Below are 18,280 nucleotides of genomic sequence, written 5' to 3' on the forward strand. Positions count from 1 at the left end.
TTGGGGTAAGTAATGACAGTAAAACGCAGTAGTTTAGGCCGTAATTTATCTGCTTTATTAAGTCAATCAAGCAGCTCTTTATTATCAAATGAGCACCCCCAGACAGAACAACAACTCAAACTCGCAGTGACTTGTTTACAGCCGGGCAAGTATCAACCTCGTGGAGGAATGGAAGAAACCCCTCTCAATGAACTTGCGCAATCCATTAAAAAGCAAGGCGTATTGCAACCCTTGCTGGTTCGTGAGATAGACAATGGGCGATATGAAATTATTGCCGGAGAAAGACGCTGGCGTGCCAGCCAACTGGCAGGCCTTACCGAGGTTCCTGTTATCCTCAAACAGGTAGATGATGAAACAGCCATGGCGATGGCACTGGTTGAAAACTTGCAGCGTGAAGATTTAAATGCCATGGATCAAGCAAGAGCCATGTACAGACTCACTAATGAATTCGCTCTTACCCATCAGCAAGTAGCCGATCTTTTATGCAAATCAAGAACCGCGGTAAGCAATTTTCTGCGCTTGCTTTCCCTTTCAACACCAGTAAAAAAGCTCTTGGAAAATGGCGACATAGACATGGGACACGCTCGAGCGTTACTCGCTTTGGATGAAGAGCAGCAAAGTCAGGTCGCTCAATTGATCATTGCCAAGAATCTATCTGTCAGAGAAACGGAACAGCTAGTTGAACGAGTAAAAACCGGGAAACCGGAATCAAGAGCCCATCAAAAGGACAATCCTCAGTTTAAAGAGCAGCTAAACTCTTTAGCTAAACATTTACAGACTAAAATTAAATTAAAACAAGGAAAAACCGGCAAAGGCACATTGATTATTCATTATGAAAACGATCATAATTTGCAAAAAATTATTGAGCAATTATTAAGCTAACCTTTACGATTTGAAACTCAATACCTACCTATACCCGATTGGACTTAACTGCTAGACATGACAGTAAATTACGCACGGCTTCAAGTGCTGTTTGTTCTTGCGGATTAAAATCCATAGCCGCAGCAAAACCAATATCTGCCTCAATTTCAAAATTTTTTCTTTCAGCAAATTTTTGTTTAATGCTTTCTGTTAAAGAGTGAAGAGCTATTTCATCGATATAAATATCGTTTTGCCTTTTATTGGTTAGTATTTTATTCAAAGTCAAATGCAGGGCGTACTGTAATAAATATATAGCATTTTCTGATAATTGATTAAGAATGTTGTCATCGTGCTTAACCGAACCGGCATAAAGGTAGGTAAATTGATAATCAAAGGGCGAAAATTCATCTTCCAGAATATCTGTTTGATGCGCTTTAGTATACTCACACCTGTAAAATATCAAATACTCATTATAATTATCTCTATCAAGTATTTTAAATGATCCTTGAAAGACAAAAGGAAACCGCCATACTGCAACCAATACTAGCGTTTCTATATTTATAGAAGCATTTAAATTATTTTCTATTTTCATAATTCAGTACAAATTGCTTCTCTTATTCCCAAGATATATACACAGTATTCAGAATAGTGAACTTTCTAAGATTAAAAATAATCTAATTGTTTAATTTTGTTCCTTATAGTCTAGAATTTAAAGTATGGGGCTATTTTATCACTCCGATTTAATAGCACACAATTCAAAAGAAATTAGGGAATAGCTCCATCACGAATAGATCAATTTCTAAGTGGAATAATCTAAAAAGTTTAGCTAAGGGGAAACCGTGTTAATCCAGCCTATTCAACCAGTTGTTATAACAATAAAAATTGGTGTGAATAATTATGATTGTCAAATGATTAGCTTATCTGAATCGGAATTAGAATTAAAAAGTAATGACTATTTTGAAAAAGAAAGCCAAGTCACTTTTCTTGCGAAATATTTTAGAGGTCATGCCATTGTTCGTGAAATAGAGTTTTCAGATTACTGCTTTACTTACAAAATGGAAATCGTTCAAATTCAATTTCAACCGGGCTTGCTTATCAATACCCGGTTGTAATAAAGGATAAATTAGCTTGACTCTACAACCAATAGACAAAGACAAATAGGAACAACCACACCACATCCACAAAGTGCCAATACCAGGCAACCCCTTCAAAAGCAAAATGCCGCTCAGGTGTAAAATGATTTTTCTTGCAACGAACCAGGATAACGATAAGCATGATCGTCCCGATTGTTACGTGTAAACCATGGAATCCTGTCAGCATAAAAAAGGTAGTGCCATAAATACCCGCATCAAGGGTTAAATTCATTTCCGTGTAAGCTTCATGGTATTCGTAGCTTTGTAACATCAAGAACAAAATGCCCAAAGCGATGGTCAATGACATTCCCGTTAGTAATTGTGCACGTTTTCTTAATTTTAAAGCCCAATGTGCCCAGGTGATGGTTACCCCGGAAGTTAATAAGATAATGGTATTGATTGCAGCCAAACCCCATGCACCCATTGCTTCATGAGCCCCGGCAAAGGTCTGGTTATTTGGATTACTCAGTAAGGGCCAAATTGCTTTGAATTCAGGCCATAAGGTGTAATGAGTAATAGGATGCATCTCACCACCCAAAATAGGAACTGACCAATATCTTGTAAAAAACAGGGCGCCGAAAAAGGCGCCGAAAAAGCACACTTCCGAAAATATGAACCAGCACATACCCCAGCGAAATGAACGATCAACTTGCAAGTCGTATAGACCTTTATTGTTTTCATAGATGACTTGTCCAAACCAGCCAAACATCATTGCAACCAGAATACACAAGCCCGCTATAAATACGTAAGGACCATACCAGTCATGATGAAGCCAACATGCCGTACCAACCAATGTAGTAGTCAAACCAATTGAGCCAACCAAAGGCCAGTGACTGGGTTTGGGAATATAATATGTACCGTGTGCTCCCATTATTCTTTAATCTCCTGTAACAATAAGCCATTCAGCCAAAGCTGATACTCAAAGACCGCTGATATTTGGCTAGTATGAATTGTATTGCCTCGATTTCAAGAAACTAAGCTCAGAAAATCAAGGCAAAATAGCCACGAAGGTAGACATATCAACGACGCCTAATTACTTGATCTGCCTGTCACATCAAATAATGTATAAGACAGAGTAACCGTATTAACATTTTTCGGTAAATCCGTATCTAAATGGAATAGTAAAGGCATGTTCATTGCCTCATGACCATTTAATGTTTGTTGAGTAAAACAAAAACATTCCGTTTTTTTTAAATATTTCGCAGCAATTCCTGGCGTCACGCTCGGAATCGCCTGGACTGTCATTGTATGGTCGGTTTTATTTTCCGCATAAAATGCCAGCTTTACTATTTCTCCTGGATGCACTTTAATTTTTTTTGTCTTGGGGTAGAAGGCCCAAGGTACCCCACTGTTATTGGTGGCAACGAATTCAACCAAGACTTCTCTATCTGCTGCAATTTTTGCCTTGTTTTCATCATAAGCAACGGCTTCCATTTTGGTTTTGCCATTAATGCCCAGATTCTTGCACAAGCTATTATAAATAGGGACCAGGGCAAAACCAAAAGCAAACATTCCTAATACTAATAATGTTAATATAGTAAGGAGTTTTTTCTGTTTTTTTTCTTCAATCATCAAACCCCACCTTTATTTAATCTCAGGTGGAGTGGTAAACGTATGGTAAGGCGGTGGAGATGGCAAAGTCCATTCCAATCCATGTGACCCTTCCCAAACCCTGCTCGTCGCTACATCCTTATTAGTGCCTCTCTTTCTTACTGTTGCTATCACATTGTATAGAAACAACAATTGTGACAAGCCGAAAGCAAAAGCTGCCACTGTTACAATCATATTAAAATTGGCAAACTGCAAGGCATAGTCAGGGATTCGCCTTGGCATACCAGCCAATCCCAGAAAATGCATGGGGAAAAAGGTCAAATTAACTGAAATAACAGAAAGCCAAAAATGCCATTTACCCAAACGCTCATTGTACATGTGTCCTGTCCACTTGGGTAACCAATAATAAGTCGCTGCTATCAGAGCAAAAATAACCCCTGGCACCAGAACGTAATGGAAATGAGCCACAACAAAATAGCTGTCCTGATATTGAAAATCAGCAGGTACCAATGCCAGCATCAAGCCTGTAAATCCACCTATAGTAAATAAAAATACAAACGCTATGGCAAACAGCATTGGGGTTTCAAAGGTCATAGCACCTTTGAACATGGTACTCACCCAGTTGAATACCTTGATACCGGTCGGTACCGCAATCAGCATGGTGGTGTACATAAAGAATAATTCAGCCCCCAGAGGAATTCCTGTAGTGAACATATGGTGAGCCCAAACTATAAAGGATAATACAGCGATGCTCACAGTGGCATAAACCATGAAATGATAACCAAATAATGGTTTACGGCTGAAAGTAGGAATGATTTCTGAAATAACCCCAAAAGCTGGCAACACTAAGACATACACTTCAGGGTGACCAAAGAACCAAAACACGTGTTGAAACAGGATGGGATCTCCTCCACCTGCTGCATTAAAGAAAGAAGTGCCAAAGTGTCTATCGGCTAACATCATAGTGACAGCACCCGCCAGAACAGGCATGATGGCAATCAGAAGGAATGCTGTAATAAGCCAGGTCCAGACGAATAAGGGCATCTTCATCAAGGTCATGCCTGGGGCCCTTAAGTTTAAAATCGTGGCTATGATGTTAATTGACCCCATGATTGACGAGAGTCCCATCATATGAATGGAAAAAATCATGAAGTCAGTACTGGGTGGCGCATAAGTTGTAGAGAGAGGCGCGTACATGGTCCAGCCAAAATTTGGGCCACCACCGGCATGAAACATGGTAGAAAACAATAGACAAAAGGCAAACGGTAAAATCCAGAAGCTCCAGTTGTTTAGTCTTGGTAAAGCCATATCGGGAGCGCCTATCATCATGGGAACTTGCCAGTTTGCCATACCGGTAAACGCGGGCATGACGACACCAAACAGCATGACCAACCCATGCAATGTTGTCATTTGATTAAAGAAATTAGGATCGACAAATCGATGGCCAGGTTGAAATAACTCAAGTCTGATAACCAATGCCATTGCTCCTGCAACAAAGAAGCTTATCAATGCTAACCATAAATACAGAGTACCTATGTCTTTGTGGTTGGTTGTAAATAGCCACCTTTTGACAAATCCCATAAAGCCTTTGCCTTGTTCGGGACCATGATCTTCATGAGAATCTTCTGAATGCGCTATTGCGTATTTCATTGCAAACCTCCAGCTTTAGCTTTATTAACCATGGTAGGTTTAATATCGGTACCATGTCGCAGTGCCGCAACATCTGCGGGTTGAATTAAATCATTAGTATTATTTCCCCAGGCGTTACGCTCATACGTAACAATTGCTGCTATTTCCTCATCAGTCAATTGATCTTTATAAGACTGCATTGCTGATCCAGGAACACCATTGAGGAGTAATTCAATGTGGCGTGAAATTGGTTTTCCAACGGCAACAGAACTTCCCTTGAGGGGAGGGTACATCGGGGGCAATCCGGTACCATTAGGCTGATGACAAGCTGAACAAATGAGATCGTATTTTTGCTTGCCAAGCGTCATTAACTCATCACGGGTCATTGTTTTTTGTTCACGGGGTTTTTCTGACTTTTCAGCATAGATATCTTCTACTTTGGTTTGCTCACTAACCCATCGATCGAATTCTTCTTCACTAACTGCTTTCACAACGATAGGCATAAAACCATGATTAATCCCACAAAGCTCAGCACACTGTCCTCTGTATACACCTGGCTTTTCAATTCTGGCCCATGCCTCATGCATAAATCCCGGGATAGCGTCTCGCTTGACGCCGAGCTCAGGGACCCACCATGAGTGGACTACATCATTCGATGTCACTAAGAAGCGAATTTTTTTGTTGACTGGTACTACTAAAGGGTTGTCTACTTCGAGCAAGTACCACTGATTTTTCTTTTGCTTGTTTTCAATTTGCTCATAGGGTGTTGATAAGCTACTGAAGTAACTAATGCCCTGATCAAGATACTGATATTGCCATTTCCATTGATAGCCTACTACCTTCACCGTCACATCGGACATCTGTGTATCATCCATACGGATTAACACTCTGGTTGCTGGAACTGCAAGCCCGACAAGAATTAAAAATGGGATAATAGTCCAGATGATTTCCAATTTTGGATTATCATGAAAAGACGCTGGCTGGTACCCTTTTGATTTCCTGTGATGAATTAATGAGTAGATCATTACTCCAAAAACAACCACTCCTATTACTGCACAAACAGCCATAGCGACCATGTGAAGGTAATACATGTCGTTGCTTAAAGGAGTTACCCCTTTGTACATGTTTAACTGCCACTCATCTGCAGAAGCCCACAGCGACTGCGCAGAAGTCAAGGCACTAAATAACGCAATTAATTTACAGATATTTAACCTGTTTAACATCCCAATCCCTCATCTCTTCAAGTAGCCGGGAAACCGACTAAAGTTTAAGCTAGTTCACTTATTCTCATTTTGCTGGTAACCCTACCACAAAGAATAATTACCCTCTGTTTTAGATTGACTGACCATGTATTTGATCGCTTCAATTACCTCATCTGTCGAACAATGACTGCAACCACCATTTTTCAAATGATTTTTTCCGTTAATTGTGTTTTCGATCAAAACATCCATATTTTGTGCTATCAACGGTTTCCAAGTCGCTTTATCGCCTATTTTGGGAGCACCCAACTTACCCTCATTATGGCAAACCGCGCAATTTTCATTATAAACAGCCTTTCCACTGGCAGGGTATTTTTTAACACCACCAGACGCCAAATCTTGCCACTGAGACCGGGTTAGGGACGCGTTGAGCAAATAATCAACCGCTGAAATAATGTCATTGTCGGAACAAGTCACGCAAGCGCCTTTAACCGGCATTTGGTTATAGCCATAAATGGCATGTCGATATAAGCCAGTTAAACCGCTGTTTTTCAAGCGTGTATACCAGCTGGCTGAATCACCAATCACTGGAGCACCCATTTTATTGTCCTTATGACAAATCAAACAGGCCTTCAGATAAACTTGTCTTCCACGTGCAACGCTAGGAGGCAAATCTGAAGGAGAAACACCGAGGTATTCTTCACTCTCTACTGTCTTGAGATAAGTTGCAATAGCCAACCTGTCTTCTTCCGTCAAGTGGCTCAAGCTGTTATGATTCACTTCAGCCATAGGGCCAGCTACAGGACCCGCTTTGTTAATTAATTCGCCAGCCTTAAATACATCAGCCACCTCTTGATGGCTCGCTGATTCCAATCCATATTTGGTGATATTAGGAGCCCAATATCCATCGATAAAACTGCCTGTTAAATAATATCTGTTTTTTGCTGATCCAAATATATTCATAGGGGTATGGCACATGCTGCAATGCCCCAAAGTATCGACTATATACCTTCCACGATTCCATTCAGGGGATTTATCCGGATCATATTCAATTGAATTTTCTTCAGGGAAGAAAAATAACAGATTCCATCCCCATAGCGCAAAACGAGCACCGGGAACACCAAAAGGAAATGGCAATGATTTGTTCTTTAATTTAACCGGAGGAATGCTCATAAAATAAGCATACAGAGCACGAGCATCATCGTCCGTTATCTTGGAAAAATAAACATATGGGAATACTGGAAAATAATTTCTGCCTTTAGGATCACGACCATCTTTAAGAGCACGAATAAAATCTTTTTCTGTCCAATTTCCTATACCTGTTTCTTTATCAGGAGTAATGTTAGGGCTATAGAATAAGCCAAAAGGAGTATTAATGGGCAAACCGCCAGCAAAAGCGGGAGTACCCCCTTCAACATCGGTATGGCAGGCAATGCAATCACCCATCTTTGCCAGATACTCACCGCGTTTAATCAACTCTGCTTGCTCACCTGTAGCTGGTTTGGTCGGGGGGTATTTGGGATAAAAAGGATTCATGATTTGCTCTACGGGAGAAAACAAATCAGTTTCTGTTTTTTCGGCCTGAACTTTTTCTGCCTGTACTTTTTCAGATTGTAACTTTTCATCTTGTACTGATTCAGCTTGTACAGACTGTCCTGCAATACCCAGTGCAACAACTAGCGCCGCAATAATAGATTTTTTTATAACCAAAGAGCCCACGCTCCCTCCTATTTGTTCTTATTTTTCACGACTCTCATGAGGAGACAGAATAATTGTCGCATTGTATACTCCCCGCTTATCAAGTTGCAACGTTATTCGACCGTTTAACTTCAGCCCTGTTTAAAAATTATAATTATGGCAAATCACCTGTCACCTGTCTTATATCCCTTAATCTTTTCTCGAGATTTCATCATTTTTAAAACTTCATAAACAGAGTCAAAGCCATCATTCAAGCATGACCACTGATGGACTCCCTAAATTAACTCAGCAAAAATAAGGGATTTTGATAACACAACTAATTTATTATCAGTCCTCTACTAACAGATTAAATTCATCACTGATATAATCTTCTGATTTTCAATATAGAGGTAATTAACGTGTCTTTCAAACCTGCCGTAGAATTAGTCAAGTTGCAGCAAAATAACAGAGAAGTCGCTGTGATTGATGGTCAAAAAATACTGATTATCTGGCATGATAATCAAGTTCATGCCATCCAGTCACAGTGCCCGCATTTAAAGTTGCCGCTGGCCAAAGGAAAGATTACAGAATCCTGTTCTATCATTTGCCCTTTTCATAAAAGCGAATTTGATTTAAAAACCGGCGAAGCGAAATGCTGGTCTCCCTGGCCTCCTGTTGTTGGCAACCTTTTAGGCAAAATCTCCTCCCGGAAAAACTTAAAAATATACCCAACCCAGATAGTAAATGGACAAGTTTTGGTTGATGTAGGCTAGCCATCCCTTTGCTAACCCGTCTCTATGATTAATAGAGAAACAGTTCTAAATGAGGAAGATTTACGGTGAAAATATTTAATGCAATGTTCTCCAAGGTAAATGGAGGTCTGGAACAAGTATTTTTAAACTATATTCCTGCTTTAAGTTCTCAAGGCAATCTGGTCATTCCAATTATTCACCCCAAAGCGGAAATAAAGAACAGTTGCCCCCAAGACCATTTAATAACTGTGCATAATTTCAATCAACATGATTTTTTTGCAATTCATCGACTAAAAAAATTAATTGAAATCCACCAACCGGATTGCATCATTACCCATAGTTACAGGGCAGCCTATTTGTTCAAAAAAACCAGAACCAAAGTCCCGAAGATAGCTGTATGCCATGTCAAAGGCCACTATGACTTCGGTACTGATGCGATTATTGCTCTCACAGAACAAATGCGTCAGGATATTATCAATTCTGGGATAGAGGAACACCGGGTATTTACCATTCCTAATCTGATTCATATTCCAGGCGATATACAATATAGAGAGCCGAAAAACAACAAGATCCCGACAATTGGCGTTTGTGCCCGGTTTGCTGCTATTAAAGGGGTTGATGTCTTTATAAACGCTTTGGCAGAACTAAAAAGGAGAGGTATTGCTTTTCAAGCAAAAATTGCTGGTGACGGCAAGGAGAAGCAACAATATATCGAATTAATTCGCCATCATGACTTGGATCATGAAATCAGTTTACTTGGGTGGATTGTGGATAAAGAGTCATTTTATCAAAGCATTGATATTTTCTGTTTGCCTTCTCGAGAAGAATCTTTTGGCTTGGTTGTACTGGAAAGCATGATGCACTCCTTACCCATGGTGCTCACTCGTTTATCTGGCCCACTTGAAATTGCTGGTAACTCAGACTGTGCTCTTTTTGTTCCCCCAGAAGATCCAGTCAGCATGGCGGATGGGTTGGAACGTCTCTTGCTGGATAAAGACCTGTCAAAACAACTTGCGCTCAAAGCGTTCCAGAGAGTGCAACATTACTCCAGCACCAAAGTCGCTCCCATGCTGCATAAAGTATTGGAGAAAATATGCGACATCAATCAAGAATAAAACATCTTGCACAATATTATGATATAATCGCCTTTTTTTTTACTATCCTGATGCAATTATGTTGATTTATTTTAATGGATTACTCTTAGGGTTATCATTAATAATGGCCTTAGGGCCACAAAATGTCTTTCTTATCAGGCAAGGGGCGCGAAAAAATCATGCGGCTCTCTCAGCCGTCATTTGCTTTTTCTGCGATGTCATTTTGGTGTGCGGTAGTGTCGCTGGATTACATCAATTGCTTTTGGCACATCCAAACCTGCAAATCTGGATGGTATGGCTAGGTTCTGCTTTTTTGATTTATTATGCAATAAAAAATTTAAAAAGCGCACTGTCCAAAAACAAACAAACCGTTGAAGAAACGCACCAATCTCATACAAGAATGCAAATCATTTTATTCGCTTTGGGATTTAGCTTGCTTAATCCTCACGCTATTATTGATACCCTGGTGATTGTTGGCAGCGGCAGCAGTCAATATCCTGACCATAAACTGGCTTTTTTAGCAGGGGTAATTACTGCCAGCATGATTTGGTTCAGTTCATTAACGATGACTACTCGTTATTTTTCAAACCTCTTAACCCAAAATAAAGTATGGCAAAAAATAGAGTTTCTGAGCGGTATTTTAATGGCTTATATTGCGATGAAACTAATCACAAGCAGCTTATAAATTAAGCCATAGAGAGTTCTTATCAGAGTTTCTGGATAATAGAAAGGGCCAATCAGTGTGTCGCCAATTGACCCAGTGGAATGACACATAGCAAGTCCAACCTCGCAGAATAAATATCTCATACTCCACTAATTAATGTCAACATTTTTACCATATTTGCCAGGGCAGCAAGATTTATAGACAGTTATTTTTTAAAATAGTTATTCCCTGCTGATTTCCGAATAAGCCATTCCCATGCACAAGTCCAAACTTCGCCTTATTTGATGAGATTAGCCTCTCCCACATCACAATAAGCGCATTAAGAGACGTCAAACTCCAGGGAGCTTTCCCGAGATTCAGACCTCCAGTTACTGTTACTTCATAAGAATTAAGTAAGTCAGGAATTTCAGTCAAAGAGTTAACTAGCCCCAGGCGATAGAGGAGGGCCATGGGTACGATCGGATAGCAGGTGTAGGAATCAAGTAAAGCTTCTTCATTCATAAATTTGTCTTTAAAATTGATCTTGGCTTGAGCAATGGCTATGTTGATGGCTCTTTTAAGATGATGGTATGTGGCGATCTTAGGCAATGATGCTACGCCTTTGAGATTAATTTTTACAAACGAGTTACCTAAAATTTCAACACGTGCTTTTTGAGGAATGTTTAAGACATCAGCTGCTTTTTCCGTTGATAGTATGAGCTGACCTGAAAAATCAATATTGGGATTAGCACAGTCAACTCCCCGAAAATACTCAGTGAGAGGTTGATACCATTTTTCATGGGGCATGCTGTTCGCTGGATTAATTTTCTTCCAGGTCTTCGTGTAGTTTTCAAACAAAGCATCACGAATCCTGAAATATTCTTTCTCATCGAGTTTGTATTTTTGCAAAAAATGAGGAACCAGTTCGTTATATCCTTGAAGTGGAGTGCAATTCTCATGATAAAATTTCATGAATTCTTTCCGTTCATTAGGGTCATATCCGGTTTTCAAAAAATCCTGACCTTTAATAAGCACAATATCTGCTTTTTTGATGGAGAGAATATTACGAGCCCTCTCAATAGCTGCCATGGCGGATGCACCACTTTTAAACTCATGAGGTTTCTTTTTATCCTTCGCCCCCTGAGCCAGGCTTAAGATTTCTAAAGCTGCGACAATAAGTTTTTTCTTCCTGGCCTGATTAAGAGTATTATTAGTGTCTTGATGAGCGCCAACAGAATCAATAATCCTATCCGCTGCAATGATGAAGGTTTTCATAATTAAAATTTACCTATACACACATTTGAGTAAGCCAAAAGTACCTCGCCCTTAACTTTATTAATTCTTGGTGCCGTTGGTTTCGATGATATAGTCTACTTAACATCGATGATAAGTAAGGGCAATTTTTCTAAGCGCCTATGCTGACAGAAACTACTACGAAATGCTATTTACACAGCTTCGATTATAGGCCATTGCCTTTGCTATATCATTTTTTAGTTTAATTTATCGAAATCTTGAAGAGGTAATGTTGCTTATGGTTTGATTGCAGGTTCAGAAAATACAATCGAAACCAGGCATTCATCCTCCGGAATCAAACTGCTGCATAAATTCTTTGCGTCTAAAATTGATTGACGAGAGCTAACTACCCATTCCATAATCCTATGTGATCCCTTTGCTTGCTAGAAGAATTTATTTTTTAACCAGGATTCAACCTAAAAAAGGTATCATCAATATATTTGTGAATTATTTAGGTGAGCAACTACCAGACGGGTCTAACAGGATAGCTTTGAAGCCCGAAGCAACAATCAATATAGATAATTTAAGGGAGTAAAATAGTCATGAGAGAATTTCTTGGTATTAGATTCAATGGATGTCCTAATTTTGCAGCGATTGTTAACTTTCGTAAGAAAAAGCCTATTGTAAGCACCTGTCTTGCCGCCGCCTCACTCTTTCTTATGGCATCCACAGCGTTAGCAATGCCAAAAACATCGAATATGTCTTTGTTAAGTTCTCTTTTTATCAAGCCTAACAATTCTGATAGCAAAAATTTGGCAGCACCCTCACCATCTTGCTTCTCTCGATCAGCCTGCATTGCTGACGCTAACTTTCAGCAAGAGTTTATGGGTTTTGTGAATTTCATTCACAGTCGATATCCGTCTGCCCAAGTACCCTCTGCTGAACGGTTACAACGGCATGCCTGCAATATGCTCTCACCAGGAGGCTCACACAGCGCAGGCGATCTTGAGCCAAAACATCTTCAAGCAGTGAAAATGGAGCAATGGTTGGCAACTTATCTTAGCTACAGCTTCTGGATAACGCAGTCTGGAATGAATCCTTACCAAACATCCCCTGTTTGGTGGTGCTTTCTTGATAATTCCAGCCGTTATGTTGTAACGGATACCATCGAAGTCGATGGGGCCAGCAACATTATTGCCAATTTTGATGGTCTTGGAAAACCGGCAGCGAATGGCGGCGCAGGTTTTTACGTAAGCCAAGCACTCCTAACAGATGCTTATCCTGGAACTTCCCTGGAACCAGGATTTTACGTCGCACAGACTTACACAAATAAGGAGCTCGTGGCAATTGATTTGGCAGCACCCGGGACCACCAAACCATTAGCACAATATCAGTCGCTTATGAAAATTCAGGTGCATGAGACTTATCCACGTAGAACGATCTCTTTAATCCAGGAGACCGTAAATAGGCTTGCAACGGTTGAATGGTTAGGTTTATGCTCCTTTGCATGCACAAACTGTGCGCCTGGGACTATCTGTCCACAATCTTAAGAAAAATTCTTTTTCTAAGTTGCATTAAACCCGATGAGGTAACTCCGGTCGGGTTTAATGCAAAGAATGATTCCTTGTACTTAGATACTAAGTAATCAATAGAACAGCCAGATGACTTAAAACAACTATGTATTAGTATGTTCATGCCAATTCTAAAAATTCAAAACTGATTCATTATGGTAAAAGCTTCTTCTGTAATATTTGCAAATCAACATTGTTGTTATTTTTTTATTCAGTTAAAATGGAGCATTTTATATCAATCGGGTCACTATGTTTTACGGCGATACAGTACAAGAAACTCGACAGCTATTTTTTATCAGTTGGAATAAGTACCAGAATAAAAAAGAGCTTTCTCCATTGGAAAAAGAAATTGCCCAAGTAATTCTTGATCATCCGGAATACCATAAAGTCATTGAACAAAGTCAGTCTTTTCCTGAACATACTTATTATCCTGAATTAGGTGAAACCAATCCCTTTCTTCATATGGGACTTCACCTTGCCGTTCGCGAACAAATTGCTACCGATAGACCACAAGGTATAAGTACTATTTACACCAAGTTAATAGAAAAACATCAGGATCCCTTGATGGTTGAGCATTTAATCATGGATCAATTGGCAGAATGTTTATGGCTTTCCCAAAAAAACAATAGGCCGCCAGACGAAAATACTTATTTAATTACCTTGCAAAATTTGTAGTTTGTATCCTGGAAATACCCGCTGTTTTCATCTGTACATGGATAAAAAAAAGTATACAATTTTTAATTGGGTATCTTAATGATTATCGGTTAAGATGAACACTTTAATGATACTACCCGGCAAATATGACAAATCAAAAACAAACCACCCATTTTGGTTTTAAATCAGTAGACTGGAATGAGAAAGAAAAGAAAGTAGCAGAAGTATTTCATTCTGTTGCTAAAAATTATGATCGTATGAATGATCTGATGTCCTTGGGAATTCATCACCTCTGGAAACGCTATACCATTGAATTAAGCCACGTTCGACCTGGACAGGCCGTATTGGACTTGGCGGGGGGCAGCGGCGATTTAACCCGATTATTATCGCAAAAAGTGGGTGACTCCGGACAGGTTATTCTTACCGACATCAACGCAGCCATGCTTCATGTTGGCCGCGATCGCCTGCTTGATGAGGGATTATTTAAAAACATTCATTATGTTCAGGGTAATGCACAATGCCTCCCTTTTGCGAATAACAGTTTTCATTGTATCACTATGGGATTTGGGCTTAGAAATGTTACTGATAAAGACGAAGCGCTGCACTCCATGTATAGAGTATGCAAACCGGGAGGGAAATTAATGGTGCTTGAATTTTCAACACCTGTTTTTCCTGGATTGAAGCCGGTTTATGATTGGTATTCATTTAATATTTTGCCAAAAATCGGAAAATTTGTTGCTAACGATGAAGCCAGCTATCAATACCTTGCAGAATCAATCAGAATGCATCCTGATCAGGAAACATTAAAAGCCATGATTGAACGGGTTGGATTTGAAGATTGTCATTATCACAATTTAAGTGGCGGTATAGTCGCTCTGCATATTGCCTACAAATATTGAGTTGATCATGTTAAAAGAATACTCGCTGAAAGCATTACAAACAGCCATTAATCAGGCAATGAAGCTCGATGAGCAGATGCCGCAAAAACTTCAAAAACTTGATGGCAAAACGCTTGAAATGGTCATTACCCCTTTAAATGTTAATTTTTACATTCGGTTTAAAGGGTGTGAAATGCAATTACTCCATCGCATTGATGGGCGTCCTGATACGATAATTCACAGCAATCCGATAGGATTGATTCGCTTGAGCTTATTACCCACATCCAAAGCCCGCTCTTTATTTAATGACAAGATACGCATCTCAGGTGACATTGAATTGGGGCAACATGTAAAGAAACTGTTTGACGAAATAGATATTGATTGGGAAGGGCACCTGGCTCACTTCACAGGTGATGTGGTGGCTCATCAAATTGGCTCCTTTGTACGTAAAGGACTGCAATTTAAAAATCAATTCAGCACCTCCATGCAGCAAAATATCACTGAATTTCTTCAGGAAGAATTACGCATTTTCCCATCAAGAAATGAATTGGAAGATTTTTTTGCCGAGGTAGATGAATTAGTGTTAAGTGTTGACCGTCTTCAAGCCCATATCAATCATTTAATGAGCCATGATGAAGGTAATTAAACGATTCACCCGCCTTTTTTATAAAACTTACCTCTTCGTAAGGCATAGTTTATTGAAAGGTCTGGAGTTCAAAAACCAAATCAGTGAAAGTATGCAGTTCAATTTTGCAAAACATCAGTGTGAAGAATTGCAAGGTTTTACATCTCCAAAACTATTCGATGATTTTATTCAGGATCTGGATGGATTATCATTGCACATTGAGCGTCTGGAAGCTCGAATTCAACAACTGATGAGCTGTCATGAAATCAATTAAACAACTTATTCGTCTTATACATATCAATTATATTTTAGCCAAAAATGGTCTCGATAATGTTGTTGTGTCTATAAAATTGTTTGCTCCTTTACGTTTTATAGTTTATTTAAACCCGTGGAACTGGCTTCGTAAAGAGAAATTAACGCGTGGGGAAGCACTGCGCAAATCACTGGAGGAACTTGGCCCTATCTTCATTAAATTTGGACAAGCCCTTTCCACACGCCCAGATATCCTTCCAGAAGACATTGCAAAAGAATTAAGTAAACTGCAAGACAAAGTTCCTCCTTTCCCCAGCCATGTCGCCATGAATATCATTGAACAGGCATATAAAAAATCGGCCTATGATGTTTTTGCCCAATTTGATCCGGTCGCCCTTGCCTCCGCGTCCATGGCACAAGTGCATGCAGCGACTCTGAAGACAGGGGAAAATGTCGTTATAAAAATACTCAGGCCCAATATGCGCCGGATTATAGAGCAAGATTTAAGTATCATGTACACCATCGCCACATTAGCGGACCGCTATTGGCCAGAGGGAAAGCGCTTCAAACCCAAAGAGATAGTCAAGGAATTTGAACATACCTTACTGGACGAACTGGATTTAATGAGAGAAGCGGCAAATGCCGCTCAATTAAGAAGAAATTTCAATCAATCTCCAATGTTATATATACCTGAAATCTATTGGGACTATTGCCATAACAATATCCTGGTGATTGAACGCATTCATGGCATACCCGTGACCGATATAACCAGCCTCAGGGATCACGGCATCGATATTAAAAAACTGGCCGAGCGCGGTGTAGAAATTTTCTTTACTCAAGTCTTCCGTGATTGCTTTTTTCATGCAGACATGCACCCGGGAAATATCTTTGTCTCCTATCAAAACCCCAAAGACCCTCAGTACATTTGTGTTGATTTTGGTATCATTGGGACTCTAACAGATAATGACAAGCGTTATCTGGCTGAAAACCTGGTTGCTTTTTTTAACCGTGACTACAAGCGCGTAGCCGAATTACATGTGGAATCTGGATGGGTAGCGCGTGATACCCCAGTTGCAGAGTTTGAAAGCAGCATAAGAACCGTTTGTGAGCCTATTTTTGAAAAGCCATTAAAAGACATTTCTTTTGGGCAAGTAGTTTTCCGTTTATTCCAGGTCGCCAGAAGATTTCATATGGAAGTGCAACCCCAACTGATTTTGCTGCAAAAAACCCTGTTGGCGATAGAGGGTTTGGGCAGACAACTCTACCCCGAACTGGATTTATGGGCTACAGCAAAACCATTCCTTGAAAAATGGGTGCGCGAACAGATGGGGCCAAAAGCATTCATTAAACGTTTAAAGCAAAATCTGCCATTTTTTACGGAGCAACTCCCCCATATGCCTAAACTGATTTTTGATATACTGGAGATGAAAAAGGATCAGTTATTAACAGTCAATGAACTCTCACGCTTGCAATCTGAAAATAAAAATCAGACTATCCAATGGAAGAGTTTGGGCATGGGTGTCTTTTTCTCATTTTTATCAATAGGTGTCATTAGCTATTTTGATTTGCTGGATTATAATCATCTGACAACCATAACGATAGCTGGTTCTGTTTTAGCTGGAATTTTTGTACTCATCAACCGCAAGATAAGGAACTAACATGGGATTAAGTGGAATAAGTCCGTTATCACTCTTATTAATTCTGGCCATTATTGTAGCCTTGTTTGGCACTTCCAAATTAAAAACAATAGGCTCTGACCTTGGAGAAGCGATTAAGAATTTCCGCAAAGCCATGAATAGTGAGGAAACGAATGACACTCAAAAAGACGATCATAAACCATCATGAGTCTTGGTGAATTATTACTTATTTTCATTGTTGCTATCATTGTGTTTGGGCCATCAAAACTCCCCATGCTGGCAACCCACCTTGGCCTGTTCGTACGAAAAGTCAATCAATTAAAAGAACATGCTTCCTCCTTTTGGCAGCAACAACTCAATGAAATTCAGCTGCATGAAAACCAACGCAAGGCAGAAAAGGCTGATCAGCACTATCAACTGACAGACTCTGAAAATAAAAATTCTGATAACATGGAAAATAGACGCCCGAGCTAAATCAGCAAATGCTTGTTTGATTTAACTCGGACAAAAGAGTACTTATTCACCCTGTTGGTTTGGTGAAGTTGTAGTATCTGTTTGATTAGGTTGTACTTCAACCGATTGGATATTGGCCAGATTCTGTTGCAATTTATCAAGATCGGCTTGAGCAGCATAAACTTGAATTTGCGAATCATCTTGAAAAGTAATGACCCCTTTCACCAAATTATGCTCTGCCATCCATTGTGTATCATCAGCGGATAGTGGCGTTGAAAATGCCAAAACGATTGCCAGAACTGATGAATTGACTAATATTTTCATCATGCACTCCTTGCATACGCTTACATCCGTTATGCAGTTAAAAAATAATATACACTACAAATTATAGATTGGTTTGTTATTAAAATGCGTTTCATAGAGTGTAACTTCATGAAT

21 protein-coding genes are annotated in these 18,280 nt (G+C 39.6%); 13 read left to right on the forward strand and 8 right to left on the reverse strand.

Annotated elements, in window-relative coordinates; genetic code table 11:
* Nucleotides 1-12: 12 nt before the first annotated feature.
* Nucleotides 13-882: a ParB/RepB/Spo0J family partition protein gene (locus tag OQJ02_RS14440; RefSeq protein ID WP_265719667.1), complete on the forward strand. Its 870-nt coding sequence runs from the start codon at nucleotides 13-15 to the stop codon at nucleotides 880-882.
* 28 nt (nucleotides 883-910) lie between these two features.
* On the opposite strand, the gene OQJ02_RS14445 is transcribed toward OQJ02_RS14440, so the two are convergent.
* On the reverse strand, nucleotides 911-1,453 hold the full coding sequence (locus OQJ02_RS14445; RefSeq protein WP_265719668.1) for a hypothetical protein: 543 nt from the start codon (nucleotides 1,451-1,453) through the stop codon (nucleotides 911-913).
* Nucleotides 1,454-1,700: 247 nt separating this feature from the next.
* On the opposite strand from OQJ02_RS14445, the gene OQJ02_RS14450 reads away from it, so the two are divergent.
* Nucleotides 1,701-1,973 (forward strand): hypothetical protein, encoded by a 273-nt coding sequence (locus OQJ02_RS14450; protein WP_265719669.1) that lies wholly within the window; start codon nucleotides 1,701-1,703, stop codon nucleotides 1,971-1,973.
* A 22-nt stretch (nucleotides 1,974-1,995) separates the two neighbouring features.
* On the opposite strand, the gene OQJ02_RS14455 is transcribed toward OQJ02_RS14450, so the two are convergent.
* The 5 genes from OQJ02_RS14455 to OQJ02_RS14475 all read right to left on the reverse strand — a co-directional run bounded on the left by OQJ02_RS14455 (nucleotide 1,996) and on the right by OQJ02_RS14475 (nucleotide 8,092).
* Complete coding sequence (locus OQJ02_RS14455) at nucleotides 1,996-2,865, reverse strand: cytochrome c oxidase subunit 3 (protein ID WP_265719670.1); 870 nt, start codon at nucleotides 2,863-2,865, stop codon at nucleotides 1,996-1,998.
* Nucleotides 2,866-3,023: 158 nt separating this feature from the next.
* Complete coding sequence (locus OQJ02_RS14460) at nucleotides 3,024-3,566, reverse strand: cytochrome c oxidase assembly protein (protein WP_265719671.1); 543 nt, start codon at nucleotides 3,564-3,566, stop codon at nucleotides 3,024-3,026.
* Nucleotides 3,567-3,578: 12 nt separating this feature from the next.
* The gene (gene ctaD / locus OQJ02_RS14465; protein ID WP_265719672.1) at nucleotides 3,579-5,195 is read right to left on the reverse strand and encodes a cytochrome c oxidase subunit I; all 1,617 of its coding nucleotides are present in this window, start codon (nucleotides 5,193-5,195) and stop codon (nucleotides 3,579-3,581) included.
* Nucleotides 5,192-6,397, reverse strand: coding sequence for a cytochrome c oxidase subunit II (coxB, locus tag OQJ02_RS14470; protein WP_265719673.1), 1,206 nt, complete (start codon nucleotides 6,395-6,397; stop codon nucleotides 5,192-5,194). Before coxB ends, ctaD begins: the two co-directional genes overlap by 4 nt.
* An 81-nt stretch (nucleotides 6,398-6,478) precedes the next feature.
* Nucleotides 6,479-8,092, reverse strand: coding sequence for a c-type cytochrome (locus tag OQJ02_RS14475; protein WP_265719674.1), 1,614 nt, complete (start codon nucleotides 8,090-8,092; stop codon nucleotides 6,479-6,481).
* 377 nt (nucleotides 8,093-8,469) lie between these two features.
* On the opposite strand from OQJ02_RS14475, the gene OQJ02_RS14480 reads away from it, so the two are divergent.
* The 3 genes from OQJ02_RS14480 to OQJ02_RS14490 all read left to right on the forward strand — a co-directional run bounded on the left by OQJ02_RS14480 (nucleotide 8,470) and on the right by OQJ02_RS14490 (nucleotide 10,581).
* On the forward strand, nucleotides 8,470-8,823 hold the full coding sequence (locus tag OQJ02_RS14480) for a Rieske (2Fe-2S) protein (protein ID WP_265719675.1): 354 nt from the start codon (nucleotides 8,470-8,472) through the stop codon (nucleotides 8,821-8,823).
* Nucleotides 8,824-8,888: 65 nt separating this feature from the next.
* Nucleotides 8,889-9,917 (forward strand): glycosyltransferase family 4 protein, encoded by a 1,029-nt coding sequence (locus tag OQJ02_RS14485; protein WP_265719676.1) that lies wholly within the window; start codon nucleotides 8,889-8,891, stop codon nucleotides 9,915-9,917.
* A 58-nt stretch (nucleotides 9,918-9,975) separates the two neighbouring features.
* The gene (locus OQJ02_RS14490; RefSeq protein ID WP_265719677.1) at nucleotides 9,976-10,581 is read left to right on the forward strand and encodes a LysE/ArgO family amino acid transporter; all 606 of its coding nucleotides are present in this window, start codon (nucleotides 9,976-9,978) and stop codon (nucleotides 10,579-10,581) included.
* A 174-nt stretch (nucleotides 10,582-10,755) separates the two neighbouring features.
* Here OQJ02_RS14490 and OQJ02_RS14495 read toward each other — a convergent pair whose 3' ends face one another.
* Nucleotides 10,756-11,814: a hypothetical protein gene (locus tag OQJ02_RS14495; RefSeq protein WP_265719678.1), complete on the reverse strand. Its 1,059-nt coding sequence runs from the start codon at nucleotides 11,812-11,814 to the stop codon at nucleotides 10,756-10,758.
* A gap of 560 nt (nucleotides 11,815-12,374) precedes the next feature.
* On the opposite strand from OQJ02_RS14495, the gene OQJ02_RS14500 reads away from it, so the two are divergent.
* The 8 genes from OQJ02_RS14500 (at nucleotide 12,375) to OQJ02_RS14535 (ending at nucleotide 17,863) form a co-directional block, all read left to right on the forward strand.
* Nucleotides 12,375-13,322 carry a hypothetical protein gene (locus OQJ02_RS14500; RefSeq protein ID WP_265719679.1) on the forward strand — a complete coding sequence of 316 codons (948 nt, stop codon included), beginning with the start codon at nucleotides 12,375-12,377 and terminating at the stop codon, nucleotides 13,320-13,322.
* Nucleotides 13,323-13,592: 270 nt separating this feature from the next.
* On the forward strand, nucleotides 13,593-14,018 hold the full coding sequence (locus OQJ02_RS14505) for a DUF1841 family protein (protein ID WP_265719680.1): 426 nt from the start codon (nucleotides 13,593-13,595) through the stop codon (nucleotides 14,016-14,018).
* A 125-nt stretch (nucleotides 14,019-14,143) separates the two neighbouring features.
* Nucleotides 14,144-14,896 (forward strand): bifunctional demethylmenaquinone methyltransferase/2-methoxy-6-polyprenyl-1,4-benzoquinol methylase UbiE, encoded by a 753-nt coding sequence (ubiE, locus tag OQJ02_RS14510; RefSeq protein ID WP_265719681.1) that lies wholly within the window; start codon nucleotides 14,144-14,146, stop codon nucleotides 14,894-14,896.
* 7 nt (nucleotides 14,897-14,903) lie between these two features.
* The gene (locus tag OQJ02_RS14515) at nucleotides 14,904-15,521 is read left to right on the forward strand and encodes a ubiquinone biosynthesis accessory factor UbiJ (protein WP_265719682.1); all 618 of its coding nucleotides are present in this window, start codon (nucleotides 14,904-14,906) and stop codon (nucleotides 15,519-15,521) included.
* Nucleotides 15,508-15,774, forward strand: a complete 267-nt coding sequence (locus OQJ02_RS14520) for a hypothetical protein (RefSeq protein WP_265719683.1) — start codon at nucleotides 15,508-15,510, stop codon at nucleotides 15,772-15,774. Before OQJ02_RS14515 ends, OQJ02_RS14520 begins: the two co-directional genes overlap by 14 nt.
* Nucleotides 15,761-17,410 (forward strand): ubiquinone biosynthesis regulatory protein kinase UbiB, encoded by a 1,650-nt coding sequence (ubiB, locus tag OQJ02_RS14525; RefSeq protein WP_265719684.1) that lies wholly within the window; start codon nucleotides 15,761-15,763, stop codon nucleotides 17,408-17,410. The genes OQJ02_RS14520 and ubiB overlap by 14 nt, the downstream gene beginning before the upstream one ends.
* A 1-nt stretch (nucleotide 17,411) precedes the next feature.
* Nucleotides 17,412-17,597, forward strand: coding sequence for a twin-arginine translocase TatA/TatE family subunit (gene tatA, locus OQJ02_RS14530; RefSeq protein ID WP_011216738.1), 186 nt, complete (start codon nucleotides 17,412-17,414; stop codon nucleotides 17,595-17,597).
* Complete coding sequence (locus OQJ02_RS14535; protein ID WP_265719685.1) at nucleotides 17,594-17,863, forward strand: Sec-independent protein translocase subunit TatA/TatB; 270 nt, start codon at nucleotides 17,594-17,596, stop codon at nucleotides 17,861-17,863. Before tatA ends, OQJ02_RS14535 begins: the two co-directional genes overlap by 4 nt.
* A gap of 42 nt (nucleotides 17,864-17,905) precedes the next feature.
* Here OQJ02_RS14535 and OQJ02_RS14540 read toward each other — a convergent pair whose 3' ends face one another.
* Nucleotides 17,906-18,166: a hypothetical protein gene (locus OQJ02_RS14540; RefSeq protein ID WP_265719686.1), complete on the reverse strand. Its 261-nt coding sequence runs from the start codon at nucleotides 18,164-18,166 to the stop codon at nucleotides 17,906-17,908.
* Between the last annotated feature and the right edge of the window lie 114 nt (nucleotides 18,167-18,280).

The organism is Legionella sp. PATHC032, from assembly GCF_026191185.1.
Classification (GTDB): Bacteria; Pseudomonadota; Gammaproteobacteria; order Legionellales; family Legionellaceae; genus Legionella.